Source organism: Salmonella sp. SAL04157, assembly GCF_046551635.1.
Lineage (GTDB): Bacteria > Pseudomonadota > Gammaproteobacteria > Enterobacterales > Enterobacteriaceae > Salmonella > Salmonella enterica.
The window spans coordinates 117,586-134,705 of sequence record NZ_JBGDVS010000008.1; the positions used below are offsets into that span (position 1 = coordinate 117,586).

The following is a 17,120-nucleotide window of genomic DNA, read 5'->3' on the forward strand; positions in this document are numbered from 1 at the left end:
CTATTGCCGTTTTGTTTATCCGTTGATGTGTAACGTGTTATGAACAATCAGCGTGAAACGGGGGCGCTATGGAATGGTTGGTTAAGAAATCGCATTATGTCAAAAAGAGGGCGTGCCATGTTCTGGTGCTGTGCGATAGCGGCGGTTCGCTAAAAATGATCGCCGAGGCGAATTCCATGATATTACTGAGTCCCGGCGATATCCTGTCGCCTTTACAGGATGCGCAGTATTGTATTAATCGGGAAAAACACCAGACCTTAAAAATCGTTGATGCACGCTGTTATTCCTGCGACGAATGGCAGCGGTTGACGCGCAAGCCTTCATGATCTGGCGGGCAGAAAAATCAGCATTACCCCCGCCATAATACACAATACGCCGAGCATCGCTTTTAGGCTGAAAGCGCCTTGCAAACCGGGTAACAGCATTGAGGCTACCCAGACAAGCACATAGCTGAGACTCAGTAGCGCATAGGCTTTGCTGAGCGCGAGCGTGTGTAATGTTTTCTGCCAGCAGAAGACGGAAACCAGATACCCCGCCAAACCGGCGAATAGCGCCAGGGTCGCGGCATTAAATGCGCCCAGTCCGGAAATAAACGCCAGTGGATGCGCTATCGATGGCAGCCGCATCATGGCGAATCCTAAACTCAACTGGGCGAGGGAGGCAATCGCAACGCTTATCAGTCCCCACATTACGCCCATTATGCCGCACTCCCCAGAATGATAATGCCGCTGATAATCAATGCGACGCCCAACCAGTGGCGGGGCGGAACCTGTTCATGCCAGATTTTCCATGCCGCCAACGTAACCCAGACAAAATTCAGACTCAACATCGGGTAAGCAATCCCCACCGGCAGGGTTTGTAGCACCAGCAGCCACAGCACCATCGCTGCACCCATGCATATCAGCGCCAGGCCCAGCCACAGCATCAGGTGGCGGCGGCGTCCGCCTGTCGTCAATGGCCGTGTCGCTTGCTTCTGGCAGAGCTGACCGCCAACGCTGAGCAGACTGGCAAGCACCAGAACGACGCCGATCATTTAGGCCGATACTGAATTAACACCAGACGCCCCTGATAATCAATATTGTCCGCAGGGGGAAGGGAAAGAGCGCTGATGTCTTCATCTTTGGCTATTGAAAGTACTAGCGTAATAATGCCCTCCTGACGATGCTGGTTGAGCCAGGCGTTAAAATCGTCGGCTTTAACGAATTTATCCTGCACATCAGGATAGCTAAGGCCATACCTGAGTTCGCCCGCGTGTCCGTAGAGCATAATATCGTCTCGTTTCAGACTCCAGGCCAGCCCGGCGGCGACGCCGACGTTGTCGGCAAGAATATAGCGGCTTGATGCCAAAGGCGCCTGGGTCATTTCGACAAAAAACTGGGGCTGTTTGGACTCCATCACCCTGTCGGGGACGGAAAAGCCGAACAGCAGCGCCAGTCCCAGCGGACAAAACGCGGGTAATAGGTATTTTTGGCTATGACAGAGGCTATACCAGCCCACAAACGCCCAAACAGTAAAGACGCCCCAGACGCAAAAAACTTTATAGGTTTCGATATGCGTCCACACCGGCGATTTCAGCGGGCCCCATGAGGAGACGACAAACGCCGCGACGATCCCGACTAACCCGAACACCAGGTTGATCCCGCCGTTGACACGTAGCGCGGCGACGCCTTCTTTTACGTTATGCAGGACGAAGCGCGCCATGAGTATCGCTATCGGTGCGAAACAGGAAAGAACATAGGTGGGCAGTTTCCCTTTCGCAATGCTGAAAAAGAGAAGCGGCATGATCGTCCATCCGAGCAAATAGAATGCGCCGTTTCGCTCGCGCCAGCCCAGTTTAAGCGCGCCAGGCAGTAATCCCAGCCACGGTAAACTTCCCGCGAGCAGTACCGGCAGATAGTACCAGAAAGGGGCTTTATGCTGGGCATCGCTCATGGCGAATCGCTGGATATGCTCCACCCAGAAAAAGTAATGCCAGAAATCGGCTTCGCGTCGCGCAATGGCGATCGCCCAGGGAAGGACAACCACAAAGCAGCTCAAGACCGCCAGCCAGCCGTAAAGCAAAAAGTCCTTCCAGCGTTTCTGGACAATGACCCACGGCAGCACGCTCACTACCGGTACGGCCAGGGCGAGGAAGCCTTTAGTTAATACACCCAGACCGCAGGTTGCACCCAGTAGCAAAAACATCCCAATCTTGCCCGTTCGGGTCGTGGCCTGCATCCCCTGCCAGAAACAACACATCCCGGCCGTAAGCCAAAGGGCGATCATCGGGTCGAGTACCGCATACGTCCCGATACTGTAAACGGCAAAGAGGGAGAGAAATATAACGGAGGCGAGCAACGCAGTACGTTTATCCCGCCATAAGCGGAACGTCAGCCACGCCACCAGCGCTGCGGCCAGCAATGTCGTTAAAATAGCGCCGGCCCGCACGCCAAAATTGGTAGCGCCAAAAAGCCACTGACCCAGACTGTTTATCCAGTAACCGGCTATCGGTTTTTCGAAATAACGTAATCCCAGAAAATGCGGCACGATCCAGTCGCCAGACGCCAGCATCTCCCGACTTATTTCGGCATAGCGCGTTTCATCCGGCTGCCAGAGCAGACGGCTATTGACAGGAATAACATAGTAGAGCGCGATAAACGCGGCGAAAGCCAGATAATAGCGTATCGATTTCATCATGAGGCGCTCGCGGCCTGTTGACACCCCAGCCAACCTTCACGGCCAGGGATGTGTCCACGTACAATTTGCCCCAACGGCAGAGACTCAGGCGATGTCGGCAGCAGTTCGCCCAGAGGACAAAAGGTGATCCCCGCGTCACGTGCACGAACGAGCAAATCTTCAAACAGCGGCTGATGGACAATGCCTTCGACTTCCGCATGGATGGTATATACCGGCGTGCCTTTGTCCTGCAACATACGAGAGATAATCCAGGTATTGAACGACTGCGCCTGAACGGCGGGGCCGATAACCTCATCCCACGTGGGTAAGGTAACGGGGATTTGCGGCGTCCCGGTCTGGCCCGGCATCAGTAGCGGACGGAATAAGGTGGTTCCACGGCAATCGCTGTTATACCGCAGGTTGAACGGCTCTTTCGCACGAACAACGCGCCCATTCGCTCGCCAGCCGGCCGCAGCTGAGCAGGTGACGGGTTTTCCGATAATGGCCTCAAGCGCCGTTATGCCGCGCGCGATATCTTCTTCAAGCTGACGAATACTCCAGTGGCCGCTGTGAGTCTGCCATGCATGGTGATCCCAGGCATGTAGTCCCGTCTCATGGTATGTTGCCGTTTCACGAATAATCCCGGCATTGGCGTTGCCGATATTTTTTCCCGGCCAGGCGGTACCGGCCAGCAGGATATCCCAGCCGTAGAGCGAGGCGGCGTTTGAACGTAGCATTTTCCATAAAAATCGCGGTTTTATCAGACGCCAAAGATGGCGTCCCATATTGTCCGGCCCGACGCTGAAGAAAAAGCTGGCCTGAACGCCGTGGCGATGCAATGTCTCCAGCAGCCGGGGAACACCTTCACGCGTTCCTCGCAAGGTATCAACATCAATGCGTAAACCGACTTTCGTCATGATGCGCGTTCCGCGATATCTACGCTGCGCAAAAAGAAGTCCAGCGTTTCTTCAACCGTATCCCGCATCGCAATAGACGGTTCCCAGTCCAGACAGCGCCTGGCATTGTCGATACTGGGTTTCCGGTGTGCGACATCCTGATAACCCTTGCCGTAATAACTACGGCTTTCGACGACCTGGAAACCGGCAAACGGTGGGAAATGGCAGCGCAGCGGATGCTTATCAAAACTGTCGAGCAACAGCGTCGCCAGTTCCTGAATACTGGCTTCGTTGTCAGGATTGCCGATATTAATGATTTTGCCATCGCACCGATCGCCATCATTCACAATAATGCGGAATAAGGCTTCGATCCCGTCACGAATATCGGTGAAACAGCGCTTCTGCTGACCCCCGTCGATAAGCTTTATCGGCGTCCCTTCTACCAGGTTCAGAATCAACTGCGTTATCGCGCGTGAACTGCCGATACGCGCCGCGTTCAGGCTATCCAGCCGCGGCCCCATCCAGTTAAAGGGACGGAAAAGCGTGAAGCGCAATCCCTCTTTTTCGCCATAAGCCCAAATCACCCGGTCGAGAAGCTGTTTGGAAACGGAATAAATCCAGCGTGGCTTATTCACCGGCCCGACGATCAGATTCGATTTGTCCTCGTCAAAAGAGGCGTCCGTACACATGCCGTACACTTCAGAGGTAGACGGGAAAACCACGCGTTTACGGTATTTCACGCAATAACGGATAATCCGCAGGTTTTCTTCAAAATCAAGTTCAAAGACGCGCAGCGGGTTGCGGGTGTATTCAATCGGGGTAGCAATTGCTACCAGCGGCAGTACGACATCGCATTTTTTGACATGGTATTCGATCCATTCTGAGTGGATGCTGATATCTCCCTCCACGAAATGAAAGCGAGGGTGGAGCAGGAATCGGCTAATGGCGTTGCTGCCGATATCCATACCGTAGACCTCGTAATTCTCTTCATTCAGTAACCGTTCGGTCAAATGATTGCCGATAAAACCGTTGACGCCGAGGATGAGAACGCGAATGCGACGTTTACCGCTGGTCGCTGGTGGACGGTTCAAACGAGCGCCCGCCACCAGACCAAGCGTCTGTGCAAGCTGCGAGCCCTGTACAGTAATACCGTCTCCGGCCTGGCCGGTAATAATCTCCAGCGCGCCATCGGCGCAGGCGACCCGCAGCGGAGAGACCGAAATTACCGAGCCGGGAAGCGCGCCCTGCGCATCCGGACAAATTCGGGAAGACCAGATAGTGAATCTTTGCGAGCCGTTATAGCTGAACGCGCCGGGCCAGGGGGCGGCTACCGCCCGCACCAGGTTATGCACAGAGGAAACCGGTTTGTGCCAGTCAATAAGGCCATCTTCCGGCCTGCGGCGACCATAATATGTAGCGTCAGACTCACGCTGAGGAACAGAAGGTATATCGCCGCATTTCATGGTGGGCAGGACGCTATTAAGCAACTGGCGCGCGGCCTGACATAGCTTATGATGCAGGGTAAGCGCAACATCGTCCTGCGCAATAGCGACGCGTTGACTGGCGACAATCTCTCCGGCGTCGGCACGTTTGACCATACGATGCAGCGTTACGCCCGTTTCGCTTTCGCCGTTAACCAGAACCCAGTTTAGCGGCGCACGGCCACGATAGGCAGGCAATAGAGAACCGTGCAGATTGAACGCGCCAGCCGGGGCGAGGTGCAGAATTTCTTCGCTTAACAGGTTACGGTAATAGAACGAAAAAATAATATCCGGCGCAAGTTCAGCGATGCGGTCGACCCAGATAGGATGATTTACGTTATCCGGCGCATAAACCGGAATCCCTAATTCTGCCGCCAGCCGGGAGACGGAGCCAAAAAAGGTGTTTTCCGCAGGATTGTCGGCATGAGTGAAAATCGCGGCAATCTCATACCCGGCATCCAGTACGGCCTGCACACCCTGACATCCCATATCGTGATAGGCAAAAATAACGGCTTTCATTGGTGACTTTCCTCAGTAAACGGCGTGCTTTCCGGGTAGATAACTTGTTGAACAAAATAGCGGGGACGGGCGCGGACATCGTTATAAATGCGACCGATGTATTCGCCCAGCAGTCCCATACCGATGAATTGCGCGCCGATGAAGGTAAACAGGACGGCAAAGAGCATAAATACGCCTTCCGCGGCCCACTGCGGTCCCAGCGCCAGGCGAAGTACAATAAGCAATACCGACAGGCTAAACCCGCCGATGGCGATAACGCTGCCCAGCAGGCTCAACAGGCGCAGCGGCGTCGTCGTCAGGCAGGTCACCAGGTCATACATCAGGTTAATGAGACGCATAAAACTGTATTTAGAGTCGCCAAATTCACGTTCAGCGTGATGCACCGGGATTTCGGTAGCCCGACGAGCGAAAATGTTGGCCAGAATAGGGATAAAGGTGCTGCGTTCATGGCAGCGCAACATAGTATCGATAATAGGGCGGCGATAGGCGCGTAACATGCAGCCGTAATCGCCCATCGCTTTGCCCGTTGTGCGCTGGATCAGCAGATTAATGATTTTTGACGCTGATTTGCGAAACAGGCTGTCCTGTCGGTTCTGTCGCACGGTGCCTACCACATCGAACCCTTCATCGGCTTTCGCCACCAGGCGCGGGATCTCTTCCGGCGGGTTTTGCAGATCGGCATCCAGCGTAATGATAAGATCGCCGCTTACATGGCTAAACCCCGCCATAATCGCTGCATGTTGACCGTAGTTACGGTTGAGTAAAATAGAGATGATATGGCTATCGGCCTCCTGGGACGCCTTAACCATCAGCTCCGCCGAGCTATCGCTGCTACCATCATCTATCAATAAAATCTCCCACTCTTTGCCCAGACTCTCGCAGGCGGTGGTGGTGCGTCTTATCAATTCCGGCAGGCTTTCCTGTTCGTTATAGACAGGAATAACCACCGAGACTTTTTTTATGGGGGCGGCGTCAAACATGCTTATTGTCCTGCTATCTGATGAAGGGCGGTAATGACCCGATCAAAGTCACTCTCGGTCATGTCCGGGAAGAGCGGCAGTGAGCAGATCCGCTCGCTGTTCCACTCGGTGTCGGGCAGCGTGAGCGTTGGGAAACGTTCGCGATAATATTTTTGCGTATGCGCGGCGCGGAAATGCAGCCCTGTGCCGATGCCTTTCGCTTTCAGCGATGCCATCAGAGCATCCCGGGTAATACCGCAGCGGGCTTCATCGACCCGGATAATGAATAAATGCCAGGCGTGAATATGTTCCCACGACGGAAGGCTCAGAGGCTGAAAAGGCAGGTCTGCCATTGCCTGGTGGTACTGCGCTGCGATGGCGGCGCGGCGAGCGTTAAGCGCATCCAGTTTCTGTAACTGAGCAAGCGCGATAGCGGCGTTGAGGTCGGGCAAATTATATTTGTAGCCCGGCGCCAGGACTTCCGCTTGTGGCGCGCGTCCTCCGCTCTGTCGATCCCAGGCATCAACGCCAAGCCCGTGAAACTTGAGACTGCGCAGTTTATCGGCGAATTGCGGGTTATCCGTGACGACGATACCGCCTTCAGCGCAGGTAATGTTCTTAATGGCGTGGAAGGAGAAAATCGCGGTGCCCCGGGCGCCAATGTGGCGACCTTTGTAGCTGGTTCCTGTCGCGTGCGCCGCGTCTTCAATCACCGGAATGCCATAACGCTCGCCAAGAGCGTAAATAGCGTCCAGATCGGCGGGCGCGCCAGCGTAGTGGACGGGGATAATTGCTTTGGTTTGTGGCGTAATCGCGGCTTCAATATGTTCAGGCGTGACCATCAGCGTATCGCGATCGACATCGACCATGACGGGGTTCGCGCCGAGTAAAACGATCATATTTAGCGTAGAAACCCACGTCATTGACGGTGTAATGACCTCGTCGCCTTCACCAATGCCCAGCGCCATCAACGCGATGTGCATACCGGCAGTGGCTGAACTGACGGCAACGGCATATTGATTGCCTGTTAGCCGACAAAACTCCGCTTCCAGTTCCTGATTTTTCGGGCCGGTTGTTATCCAACCTGAGTCCAGTACGGTCTTAACGGCAGCGAGCTCTTCCGCGCCCATCGCCGGACGAGAGAAAGGCAAAAAGTCCGACATCATTTTTCCTTCAGCCATTGAAAGCCGCTTTTCAAATATTTCGGGAATAGAAAAGGGCTTATTTTTTAACGCATTTAACTGAACCCTACTGGATGAATATTAAATTAACATTAAGAAATTAAGGTGAAGTAAAAAGATAATTTTTAACGGAATTATGCTTTGCTTTCGCCGAAAGTTTAAGGCATTTTATGCATGCCCAAAAGCTGTTTTTATGTTTCTGGCCTGGTCTTCCGTTGCGGAATTTCATTTTAATCGTATTGCTATTAAGTTAGCTGCACTGTCTGCCTGAGAGGTTAATGTGCTGGCATTTACCCTACGCTTTATTAAAAACAAACGCTATCTCGCGACTCTGGCGGGGGCGTTGGTTATTATCGCCGGGTTGACCTCACAACATGCCTGGAGTGGTAACGGTCTACCGCAGATTAACGGTAAAGCGCTGGCGGCGCTGGCGAAACAGCATCCGGTAGTCGTGTTATTCCGCCATGCCGAGCGGTGCGATCGTTCCGATAATACCTGCCTGTCAGACAGCACGGGGATTACGGTCAACGGTGCGCAAGACGCCAGAGCGCTGGGTAAAGCCTTTAGTGCCGATATACAAAATTACAATCTCTATTCCAGTAATACGGTGCGCACCATCCAGTCGGCAACCTGGTTTTCTGCGGGCAGGTCGCTTACGGTGGATAAAAAAATGATGGATTGCGGCAGCGGTATTTATGCTTCAATCAATACGTTACTGAAAAAGTCGCAGAATAAAAATATAGTCATTTTTACCCATAATCATTGTTTGACGTATATTGCAAAAAATAAGCGCGGCGTAAAGTTTGATCCGGACTATCTTGATGCGCTCGTTATGCATGCGGAAAACGGAAAACTCTTTTTAGATGGTGAATTTGTTCCCGGCTAGCCGGCATGTTAAAAGCGTAAAGACAGCCTGAAGCGGCTGTCGTCATTATAATAACCCTTTCAATGCTAATGTGTGGCGTGTCGCTACATTCAAATCATACAGCGCCAGTTCTTCTGGCTTGACCCAGGCGTAGTCCTGAAATTCGTCATTAATACATATATCGCGATTAGCGGAAACACAGTCGAAGATGAGATAAATCATATAAATCTCTTCTTGTCTGCCATCAGCGTACGTTTTAACACGGATATCGTCGCGGAAGGTCCATGGCGTAATATCGCTCAGAATCAGTTGTTCGCCGAGCTCTTCCCGAATCTCCCGACGCAGCGCCTCTTCAATGCGTTCGCCTGGCTCGACCCCACCGCCCGACAGCGCCCACTGACCGGGAAAGACGCCGCGGTTGTCGGCCATTTTGCACAGCAGATAACAGCCATCATTTTGAATTAATGGGCAAACTATAGTTCGTTGACGCATAAGTCGCTTCCTTAAACCACCAGGACATCAGCTTAACAAATCATTCTGCGAAATTCTTTGTGAAAAATGGAAGCGATAACGCAGACTGCGTTTTTGGTTAATTTTGTTGATGCAGGCGTCGCCATGTGATGGCGCAATGATGCGTCATGGCGAAAGTAGTATTTCGTTACAATATGTTTTTGGAATGGTTTCTTAGTGCATTGATTCCTCAGCGTCTGGCAGTACAATTCTGCCGTTTTGGGGAGTTTTTCTTTATGTGCTTGCTGGAAAGGGTAAAAATGAAAAAAAGCATATTATTAGGTTTTGCCGGAATGCTGTTCGTTTCTGCATCGGCGCAGGCTATCAGTATTAGCGGCCAGGCGGGCGAAGATTACACCAACATTGGCGTGGGTTTTGGTACGGAATCGACGGGACTGGCGCTAAGCGGTAACTGGATGCACAACGATGATGATGGCGATGCTGCGGGCGTTGGTCTGGGGCTGAACATTCCGGTGGGACCGCTGCTGGCGACGGTCGGCGGTAAAGGTATTTATACCAATCCGAAAGACAGTGATGAAGGCTATGCGGCGGCTGTCGGCGGTGGGTTACAATGGAAAATCGGCGACAGCTTCCGTCTGTTCGGCGAGTATTATTATTCACCAGATTCGCTGTCCAGCGGTATCGAAAGTTATGAAGAAGCGAATGCAGGCGCGCGTTTCACCATTATGCGCCCGCTGAGCATTGAAGCCGGTTATCGTTACCTGAACCTGGCGGGTAAAGACGGCAACCGCGATAATGCGATTGCTGACGGCCCTTATGTTGGCGTAAACGCCAGCTTTTGATGCTAACGGCGCGGCAATCGTCGCGCCATATTCCTCCTTTTCCCGTCATTCTTCTTTCCACGTCATATTCGTCTTTGCGTTATAGTGTTTTCATCATAAGAGCAGGAGAACACAATGCTAAATGTGGAAATGCTATCCACCGGGGATGAGGTGTTGCACGGACAAATCGTTGACACCAATGCCGCCTGGCTGGCTGATTTTTTCTTTCATCAGGGCGTTCCGTTATCACGGCGAAATACGGTAGGCGATAACCTGGACAGTCTGGTCGCTATCTTGCGTGAACGCAGTCAACATGCTGATGTTTTGATTGTTAATGGCGGGTTAGGGCCGACCAGCGATGATTTAAGCGCGCTCGCCGCGGCAACGGCAAAAGGCGAAGGATTAGTACTGCACCAGGCGTGGCTGACCGAAATGGAACGTTACTTTCAGCAGCGCGGTCGTGTGATGGCGCCGAGCAACCGTAAACAGGCGGAACTGCCTGCCAGCGCGGAGTTTATTAATAATCCGGTCGGCACTGCCTGTGGATTTGCGCTACAGCTCAACCGCTGCCTGATGTTTTTCACCCCCGGCGTACCGTCTGAATTTAAGGTTATGGTGGAGAAGGAAATCTTACCGCGGTTACGCGCGCGTTTTTCGCTGCCGGAGCCGCCGCTTTGCCTGCGGTTAACGACTTTTGGACGTTCAGAAAGCGACCTGGCGCAGCGTCTCGACGCACTGCCGTTGCCGCCCGGCGTGACGATGGGGTATCGCTCATCAATGCCGATCATTGAACTGAAGTTGACCGGCCCGGCTACGCAACGGGAGGCGATGCTGGCGTTATGGCCAGAGGTCAAACGGGTTGCCGGACAGAATCTGATTTTTGAAGGTACGGAAAACCTGCCAGCGCAAATAGCCCGCCGCCTGCAGGAAAGGCAGTTGAGTCTGACGTTGAGCGAGCAATATACCAGCGGCTTACTGGCGCTACAGCTTTCCCGCGCCGGGGCGCCTGTTCTTGCCAGCGAAGTCGTTCCTTCTCAGGAAGAGACGCTGGCGCAAACGGCGCACTGGACGACAGAACGGCGCAGCAATCATTATGCCGGTCTGGCGCTGGCCGTGTCGGGGCTGGAAAACGAACATCTTAATTTCGCGCTGGCGACGCCGGATGGCACGTATGCCTTACGCGTGCGTTTTAGCGCCAATCGGTATAGTCTGGCAATACGTCAGGAGGTCTGCGCGATGATGGCGCTAAATATGCTGCGCCGCTGGCTTAATGGCGAGGACATTACCAGCGAGCATGGCTGGATAGACGTGGTTGAATCATTGACGGCATAGAACTTTTAGTGGGAAGGCCTGGCCTTCCCACCCTTATATACTTATAAATTCTTCGCAGAGCATCATTTCAGGATAAGAGCCTATCCCACCAGGCGTAATTGTTGAAGCCAGTTTGGGGCCGGCCAGCGCGCAGAAACCGGAGCGTACACGTAGTACGTGAGGATTTTGAGCACTGCCCGGTCCCAAAATGGCGAATAAAATAGCCTAATGGGATAGGCTCTAAGTACTCACCATTACTGGAGACTGTATTCATATATTTGTCGCCGGGTTTGGGTGTTAAATAGTGTTTGTTCCTCTACTGAAAGCGTTAAGAACTTTTCCGCAAACTCTCGTAGTGTGGTAGCAGGATCGTTTTGTCCGGCATTCGATAAGAGTTGAATTGTATGGTAACAAAATAGACCACAGCCGTTGGGTACATTATTTTGTAAATTAGTCTCAATAAAATCAATATCTTCGTTTTCTGATATACCTGCAATTTTTGCTGCTTCTATAATCTCTTGCTTAGTATTTTCATTTAAATCATGATAAGCATTAAATATAAGGCATTTTATTTTTTCTGCAAGTTTATAAAATAAACAGAGAAGCCAGTGATCTCCTGTATTTATCAGAAAGATTTCATTTTCACATAATCCTGATTGAGCCATCTTTTCAAGTAGCTGAGTGCGTAATATATTTTCTTTGGTGGTAGGATGAATAAGCCCAATAGGATAGTTTACCGAGAGAAAAGGTGATTCTTGAACCAGACCTTGCGTTGCAGCTGCTAGCTCATCTGACGACATCATTCGCGCACCACACCAAAGGTTTTCAACTCCCACCTGTTCTTGATCTGTCTGAGCGAACTGGTCGCCCATAATTTTATGTGCTATTTCTATTTTTTTAGAAAGGTCGGTTGTCGCGGAACCGGCCATATAAAGTAATCTGGAAGGGGCATGTAGCTTTTTCCACTCAGTATTATTTTTTGTTATATCGTTATTGGCGATTTGATGTAATACAAGGCAAGCCTGATTGATTTTTTTGTCTATATCTGGAGATCCCGATCTTTTTCCGCTAAAGAGATCAAAAAGTAATTTCTCAACTTTATGTCCCAGGTCATCGTTGCGTAACGCAAGATTGCATAACAGATCAATACAATTCTGATTACCATTCTCTACTTCGCCAATCAACAACGCAAGCGTCTCATCGCTCACCTCTTCTGCATATAAACTGTGAAATTGCGGTGTGCTCAATCGGTAAAGTGAATTTACACATATATTCATTTTGCTCTGTTTCCTGGTAGGTGAAAGTAACGAATATGATGTCATGTATAATTATTTGTAAAAATATTATTGTTAGTGGGGGATATATTAAATCAGGCATAGACCTGATTTTATTATTATTCACATAGCACTCAATTATTATCGGAGATATTCAGTTATCTCCCTCTTTAAAGGAGGCTGGTAACGCGTCGATACAAGAGATATTGCTCTATAAACAGTAACGTCGTTATCTGTCATGCCACCGTGGGTTAGCGGTCATGGTTAACCAAATAGGGCAGGTTATTGCAAAGAGACATCCGCGTTTATACCCAAAATAATCCGTAGCCAACACATAAGCAACTTGAAGTATGAAGGGTATATGTCTGATGGAAAATCGGCCCTGGTGAGTAGGGTAATGGCGCCGGAGGGGCTCCGGCGCTTTTTACTTAGCCGAGCGCCTGGGCGAGTAGCGTAATGGGGTGTTCGCAGCGTTTGCTTGTAGACATCTCAATTTGCCACTTACAGGTTTCACAATCGGTGACGACAATGTCGGCGCCGCTCTCTTCAATCTGGCGGAACAGCGGCGCGCCGATGGACTGTGATGTCGGATAGTTTTCCTTTTTAAATCCATACGTACCGGCAATGCCGCAGCACTGTGAATCAAGTACCGTCAATTCAAGCCCCGGAATTTGCCGCAATAGTTCAAGCGTGTAAAGCGTCCAGCCCATTTTTTCCATATGACACGGCGTATGGTAGACCACTTTCAGCGGCAAAGGATTAAGCGGCAGCGTTTTCCCGGCATCCAGTTTGCGCCATAGCCAGCGGGTGGCCAGCTCGATATGTTCGCGCAGCCCGGCGTTGTCCACGTCCAGCACTTCAGGATATTCATCGCGCAACGCAAACGTACAGGTGGATGACGTGGCGATGACCGGAATACCTTTGACGGCAATCGCCTCGCGTAGCGACTCCACATTGCTGATAGCCTGCTTGCGAGCTTTATCCGTAAAACCGTTAGCGATCAGCGGTACGCCGCAACACTTCTCTTTACTCAGTAACTGTACGCCGGTACCCATTGCGTTCAGCACCTTAATCAGATCTTTTCCGAGCTGCGGATGGTTGTAATTCACAAAACAGCCATGGAAAAAGGCGACCTGATCTTTGTATTTAGCCTGCTGCGCCGCCACGCTACGATACCAGCGGCGGAAGGTGCCGAAAGAGTATTTTGGTAAGGTGCGGCGATGATCGATTTTGAGCGCGTAATCAAGCAACTGGCGCACTGGCTTTAATGCGGTGGCGGTATTGACCACCGGCGCGAACGGCGTTGAAACGCTGCCCATCAGATCGGTATGGCTGAGAATAAAGTTACGCAATGACGGGCGCGTCGTATCGTATTTCGCGCGGGCGCGCTGGATGATATCGCCAATCTTCACGTCCGACGGACAGGCGACCTCACACCGTTTGCAGTTAATGCAATATTTCAGCGCCTCATCATACAGGGCGCCGTCTTTCAGACGCAGGCGTTCGCCATCCGGTCCGGCCTGTTTAGGGCCAGGGTAGCCAGGATTAACGCGGCTGACCGGGCACGCGGTGGTGCACACCGTACATTTAATACAACTTTCAAAACGTGTGTCGCTCATTGCTGTTCTCCTGCACGCTCAGCGATATGGTGCGCGGCCTGGAGGGCGCTGACTGCGCAGACGCCGCCGCCGCATCCCTCAGCTATAGGATCGAATCCCGCCAGCACAGAACCTATTGCATACAGATTTTCTACCGTATTGCCCGCAAGGGAGGGGCGGAAAGCGTCATCCGTCACGACGCCAAACTGCTGCCAGGGCTGTGGGTCGAAGAAATGTTGTTGATACCATTCGGCGCGGGTGGCCGTTTGCTGTACGTCGAGCCCTAAAATAGGTTCGCGGATCCCTTCGCGCTCGGCAACCAGACCGCTACTAAAGAAGCTACCGCTGGCAAGTACGGCAAAACGCGGGCGCAGTGGGATATCGGCATGGTTGCGGGTCCATATTTCGCTCACGGTACCGCGACGGCAGGTGACTTTCTTCACTTCATCGCCCGGCATCCAGATGCCGCCCTGACGAACAAACTGGCGCTGGAGCTGATTGTGCAGACGAATACCGAGCACCGATGGCGGCAGCGTCGGCAGCAGCGTGAGCGCGCAGGGCAGACGTTCGTTAAGCCAGCGCCACAGCGTATCGTTCGCCAGCCCGAAACAGGCGGGCATGATGATCATGTCGCAGTTTGTCGCTATTGGCGACAGCGCGTCGTACAGCAGCGGCCATTTTTCTTCGTTATCAAGCAGACGCGCAATATTGACCGCGCGAAATTCCGTCGGGTTATCACGCAGTACGTCCAGTTCCGGAAGGTCGATTTCTGCGGTTTCCACGTTGAGATCGCGTTGACGCAGCGACGCTGCCGCAAGGTGCGCCTGGAAATCCAGTAATCCGCTAACGCCGACGACGCAAATTCGCTGTGCGGATAACGGCCAGACCGGTACTTCCGGCGAGCTAAGCCAGGTTGAACGCAATGTGCCAAGCGGCGTGACACGCTGGTGCGCCTGCTGTACGTCGCCGTATAACTGCGCGCCGCTGGCGTTAAGTAGCGTTTGCGCCTGTTGCGCCAGCGTAAGGACTTTTTGCGCGCCCAAACGTGAATAAGGATGTTCAGGTGCCTGGCGGCGCAGCGCATCAAGCCCGGCGGTAATGTCGGTCACCGGTTGGCCGTCGGGCAGGGCGCTGAGTAGATCCAGCGAGCCGGAGGAAAAATGCAGTGCGCTTTGTCCGCGGGTGACGATGGCGCAGCGTAATCCATGCTGCTGGAGTTGCAGTCCGCACAGCAAACCGGCGAGACCGCCGCCCATAATAACCGTATCAAATTTCATCCTGGTGCTCCTTCTCCAGACCGCATAATCCCTGATAAACCCAGCGCGTGAATTCGCTTTCGCGCAGCGCGTCTCCCCAGGCGACAGGTTGTACGCCTTTCCAGCGCTCATTCAGAAATTCAGAGAGTTGCGTAATAGATTGCGCCGCGGTCGTCACATTAAAACGCTGCAATAGCCCGGCCGCGCGGCAGGCGCACAGCTCGCCCTGGCAAGTGCCCATCCCTACGCGGGTGCGACGACGCAGATCCAGCAGGCTATTCACGGTTAAGTTTTCGACGGCATACTGCACTTCTCCCGCCGTGACGGCCTCGCATTCACAGACCAGGCTACGGTGTTGGCGGCCTTCGCTCAGCCACCCCGGCGTGCGATCGCCATGCCGATAAACCGCCGATCCGCGTAGCGGCGCGGGAAGCGAGATAATGCGTTTCAGCGTATGTTCCGTAGACTCTTTTGAGCCAGGCAACGGCGTATCCGCCGTGATGCAGGGGCGAGTATTGCCCAACTTGCGACACACGGCGTCGGTCGCCCATTCCGCCATCAGGCGGTAAGTCATTAGCTTCCCGCCGGTAATGGTAATGAAGCCATCAAGCCCGTCGCGTTCGGCGTGGTCGAACAACACAATACCGCGGCTGACGTTACGACCGCTGGGATCGTCATCGCTGGCCACCAGCGGGCGGACGCCGGAATACGCGCGCAGAATACGCGTCTTCGCCATGACAGGGGCCAGTTTTTCCCCTTCACGCAGCAGGATATCGACTTCATCTGCGGTGACGCGGTTGCTGTCTATCTCATTGTAATCAATATGGGTAGAGGTGGTGCCGATCAGTGAAATCGTATCGCCAGGTACCAGAATGTCGGCATCCGATGGTTTCCGGCAGCGGTTAATGACATGCTGGTTGATCCGATGGTCCATGATCAACAGCGAGCCTTTCGCCGGGAACATGCGAATACTCAGGTCGGCGTATTCGGCGATCCGTTGCCCCCAGATACCAGCCGCATTGACCACCACCGGCGCGTGAAGCGTCTGGGTTTCGCCAGTGAGATGGTTGCGCACATGGACGCCGCAGACCGTTGCGCCTTCACGAATGAGCCCGGTCACTTCATGCGCCGTTAACACGATTGCGCCATGTTCTCTGGCATCCAGCATATTGGCGGCGGTAAGGCGGAAAGGGTCCACGGTGCCATCCGGCACTTTTACCGCACCGATGAGCGCAGGGTTAACGGAAGGTTCGATGATGCGAGCCTGCTGCGGATCGATGGCTTCAGCGCGAATGCCTGCCGCTTCACAGGCGCGAATAAAGGTGGCCTGAAACGCAAGATCATCTTCCGGCAACGTAATAAACAGACCATCCGTCGGTTCGACGCAATGGCGGGCGATCCGTTTTAAAATCTGATTTTCACTAATGCACTCGCGCGCGGATTCCGCATCGGTAACCGCATAACGAGCGCCGCTGTGCAGCAGCCCGTGGTTACGCCCGGTTGCGCCGGTCGCTATATCATGCCGCTCCACCAGAATGACACGTAAACCGCGCAGCGCGCAGTCGCGGGCGATCCCTGCGCCTGTTGCTCCACCGCCAATGATAATCACGTCACTTGCTTGCGAGTCGCGAGTTTTCATTGTTTTTCCTCACAGTTCGTTTTTTATCATTTAGCCATACAAATCATATGGAATGTTTGATTTCGCGCATAATCGCTCACTATTCGAAAATGAAACGTGATTTCGTGCGCCTTTCTGAACATTAGTCATAAATCTGTAACAATATGTGCTGTAATTCACATTAACGTGACGTATCTTTACTTAACATCGCGGCC

The 17,120-nt window shown here is 52.8% G+C and carries 16 protein-coding genes; 4 read left to right on the plus strand and 12 right to left on the minus strand.

Translation table 11 applies throughout. The annotated features are described in order from the left end of the window. Nucleotides 1-68 precede the first annotated feature (68 nt). On the plus strand, nucleotides 69-326 hold the full coding sequence (pmrD, locus tag ACLJRE_RS17420; RefSeq protein ID WP_000455132.1) for a signal transduction protein PmrD: 258 nt from the start codon (nucleotides 69-71) through the stop codon (nucleotides 324-326). Here the strand turns inward: pmrD and arnF are convergent. The 7 genes from arnF to arnB are packed head-to-tail and all read right to left on the minus strand — an operon-like array spanning nucleotide 321 to nucleotide 7,673. Then, nucleotides 321-698 carry a 4-amino-4-deoxy-L-arabinose-phosphoundecaprenol flippase subunit ArnF gene (gene arnF, locus ACLJRE_RS17425; RefSeq protein ID WP_000538694.1) on the minus strand — a complete coding sequence of 126 codons (378 nt, stop codon included), beginning with the start codon at nucleotides 696-698 and terminating at the stop codon, nucleotides 321-323. The two genes, pmrD and arnF, sit on opposite strands and share 6 nt — an antisense overlap. Then, nucleotides 698-1,033 (minus strand): 4-amino-4-deoxy-L-arabinose-phosphoundecaprenol flippase subunit ArnE, encoded by a 336-nt coding sequence (gene arnE, locus ACLJRE_RS17430; RefSeq protein ID WP_000580688.1) that lies wholly within the window; start codon nucleotides 1,031-1,033, stop codon nucleotides 698-700. Before arnE ends, arnF begins: the two co-directional genes overlap by 1 nt. Next, entirely contained in the window at nucleotides 1,030-2,676 is a 1,647-nt protein-coding gene (gene arnT, locus ACLJRE_RS17435) for a lipid IV(A) 4-amino-4-deoxy-L-arabinosyltransferase (protein WP_031610636.1), read from the minus strand. The genes arnE and arnT overlap by 4 nt, the downstream gene beginning before the upstream one ends. Further along, entirely contained in the window at nucleotides 2,673-3,572 is a 900-nt protein-coding gene (gene arnD / locus ACLJRE_RS17440; RefSeq protein ID WP_023212355.1) for a 4-deoxy-4-formamido-L-arabinose-phosphoundecaprenol deformylase, read from the minus strand. Before arnD ends, arnT begins: the two co-directional genes overlap by 4 nt. Beyond that, the gene (gene arnA, locus ACLJRE_RS17445) at nucleotides 3,569-5,551 is read right to left on the minus strand and encodes a bifunctional UDP-4-amino-4-deoxy-L-arabinose formyltransferase/UDP-glucuronic acid oxidase ArnA (protein ID WP_410957473.1); all 1,983 of its coding nucleotides are present in this window, start codon (nucleotides 5,549-5,551) and stop codon (nucleotides 3,569-3,571) included. The genes arnD and arnA overlap by 4 nt, the downstream gene beginning before the upstream one ends. After that, a complete protein-coding gene (gene arnC, locus ACLJRE_RS17450; RefSeq protein WP_001630040.1) occupies nucleotides 5,548-6,531 on the minus strand; it encodes an undecaprenyl-phosphate 4-deoxy-4-formamido-L-arabinose transferase in 984 nt (327 codons plus the stop codon). The genes arnA and arnC overlap by 4 nt, the downstream gene beginning before the upstream one ends. A gap of 2 nt (nucleotides 6,532-6,533) precedes the next feature. Further along, nucleotides 6,534-7,673, minus strand: coding sequence for a UDP-4-amino-4-deoxy-L-arabinose aminotransferase (arnB, locus tag ACLJRE_RS17455; RefSeq protein ID WP_001279302.1), 1,140 nt, complete (start codon nucleotides 7,671-7,673; stop codon nucleotides 6,534-6,536). A gap of 298 nt (nucleotides 7,674-7,971) precedes the next feature. Here arnB and pmrG point away from each other — a divergent pair, with 298 nt between their 5' ends. Continuing rightward, complete coding sequence (gene pmrG / locus ACLJRE_RS17460) at nucleotides 7,972-8,577, plus strand: lipopolysaccharide core heptose(II)-phosphate phosphatase PmrG (protein WP_000879257.1); 606 nt, start codon at nucleotides 7,972-7,974, stop codon at nucleotides 8,575-8,577. 45 nt (nucleotides 8,578-8,622) lie between these two features. Here pmrG and nudI read toward each other — a convergent pair whose 3' ends face one another. Then, complete coding sequence (gene nudI / locus ACLJRE_RS17465; RefSeq protein ID WP_001249902.1) at nucleotides 8,623-9,048, minus strand: nucleoside triphosphatase NudI; 426 nt, start codon at nucleotides 9,046-9,048, stop codon at nucleotides 8,623-8,625. A gap of 278 nt (nucleotides 9,049-9,326) precedes the next feature. Here nudI and ACLJRE_RS17470 point away from each other — a divergent pair, with 278 nt between their 5' ends. Beyond that, nucleotides 9,327-9,869: a YfaZ family outer membrane protein gene (locus ACLJRE_RS17470; RefSeq protein WP_001562414.1), complete on the plus strand. Its 543-nt coding sequence runs from the start codon at nucleotides 9,327-9,329 to the stop codon at nucleotides 9,867-9,869. A 114-nt stretch (nucleotides 9,870-9,983) separates the two neighbouring features. Next, nucleotides 9,984-11,180 (plus strand): nicotinamide mononucleotide deamidase-related protein YfaY, encoded by a 1,197-nt coding sequence (locus tag ACLJRE_RS17475; RefSeq protein ID WP_023207568.1) that lies wholly within the window; start codon nucleotides 9,984-9,986, stop codon nucleotides 11,178-11,180. A gap of 233 nt (nucleotides 11,181-11,413) precedes the next feature. Here ACLJRE_RS17475 and sseL read toward each other — a convergent pair whose 3' ends face one another. The 4 genes from sseL to glpA form a co-directional block, all read right to left on the minus strand. Beyond that, nucleotides 11,414-12,436: an SPI-2 type III secretion system effector deubiquitinase SseL gene (sseL, locus tag ACLJRE_RS17480; RefSeq protein WP_410957474.1), complete on the minus strand. Its 1,023-nt coding sequence runs from the start codon at nucleotides 12,434-12,436 to the stop codon at nucleotides 11,414-11,416. 425 nt (nucleotides 12,437-12,861) lie between these two features. Continuing rightward, nucleotides 12,862-14,052: an anaerobic glycerol-3-phosphate dehydrogenase subunit GlpC gene (glpC, locus tag ACLJRE_RS17485; RefSeq protein WP_001285726.1), complete on the minus strand. Its 1,191-nt coding sequence runs from the start codon at nucleotides 14,050-14,052 to the stop codon at nucleotides 12,862-12,864. Beyond that, nucleotides 14,049-15,308 carry a glycerol-3-phosphate dehydrogenase subunit GlpB gene (gene glpB / locus ACLJRE_RS17490; protein WP_000667152.1) on the minus strand — a complete coding sequence of 420 codons (1,260 nt, stop codon included), beginning with the start codon at nucleotides 15,306-15,308 and terminating at the stop codon, nucleotides 14,049-14,051. Before glpB ends, glpC begins: the two co-directional genes overlap by 4 nt. Then, nucleotides 15,298-16,926, minus strand: a complete 1,629-nt coding sequence (gene glpA, locus ACLJRE_RS17495; protein ID WP_000857205.1) for an anaerobic glycerol-3-phosphate dehydrogenase subunit A — start codon at nucleotides 16,924-16,926, stop codon at nucleotides 15,298-15,300. The genes glpB and glpA overlap by 11 nt, the downstream gene beginning before the upstream one ends. Nucleotides 16,927-17,120 lie beyond the last annotated feature (194 nt).

Excerpts from the sequence above, each read along its gene's own strand:
- arnA (WP_410957473.1), bottom strand. The coding sequence starts at position 5,551 with ATGAAAGCCGTTATTTTTGCCTATCACGATATGGGATGTCAGGGTGTG.
- arnB (WP_001279302.1), bottom strand. The coding sequence starts at position 7,673 with ATGTCGGACTTTTTGCCTTTCTCTCGTCCGGCGATGGGCGCGGAAGAG.
- ACLJRE_RS17470 (WP_001562414.1), top strand. The coding sequence starts at position 9,327 with ATGAAAAAAAGCATATTATTAGGTTTTGCCGGAATGCTGTTCGTTTCT.
- arnT (WP_031610636.1), bottom strand. The coding sequence starts at position 2,676 with ATGATGAAATCGATACGCTATTATCTGGCTTTCGCCGCGTTTATCGCG.
- nudI (WP_001249902.1), bottom strand. The coding sequence starts at position 9,048 with ATGCGTCAACGAACTATAGTTTGCCCATTAATTCAAAATGATGGCTGT.
- glpA (WP_000857205.1), bottom strand. The coding sequence starts at position 16,926 with ATGAAAACTCGCGACTCGCAAGCAAGTGACGTGATTATCATTGGCGGT.
- arnD (WP_023212355.1), bottom strand. The coding sequence starts at position 3,572 with ATGACGAAAGTCGGTTTACGCATTGATGTTGATACCTTGCGAGGAACG.
- arnC (WP_001630040.1), bottom strand. The coding sequence starts at position 6,531 with ATGTTTGACGCCGCCCCCATAAAAAAAGTCTCGGTGGTTATTCCTGTC.
- glpB (WP_000667152.1), bottom strand. The coding sequence starts at position 15,308 with ATGAAATTTGATACGGTTATTATGGGCGGCGGTCTCGCCGGTTTGCTG.
- sseL (WP_410957474.1), bottom strand. The coding sequence starts at position 12,436 with ATGAATATATGTGTAAATTCACTTTACCGATTGAGCACACCGCAATTT.
- arnE (WP_000580688.1), bottom strand. The coding sequence starts at position 1,033 with ATGATCGGCGTCGTTCTGGTGCTTGCCAGTCTGCTCAGCGTTGGCGGT.
- pmrD (WP_000455132.1), top strand. The coding sequence starts at position 69 with ATGGAATGGTTGGTTAAGAAATCGCATTATGTCAAAAAGAGGGCGTGC.
- ACLJRE_RS17475 (WP_023207568.1), top strand. The coding sequence starts at position 9,984 with ATGCTAAATGTGGAAATGCTATCCACCGGGGATGAGGTGTTGCACGGA.
- arnF (WP_000538694.1), bottom strand. The coding sequence starts at position 698 with ATGGGCGTAATGTGGGGACTGATAAGCGTTGCGATTGCCTCCCTCGCC.
- glpC (WP_001285726.1), bottom strand. The coding sequence starts at position 14,052 with ATGAGCGACACACGTTTTGAAAGTTGTATTAAATGTACGGTGTGCACC.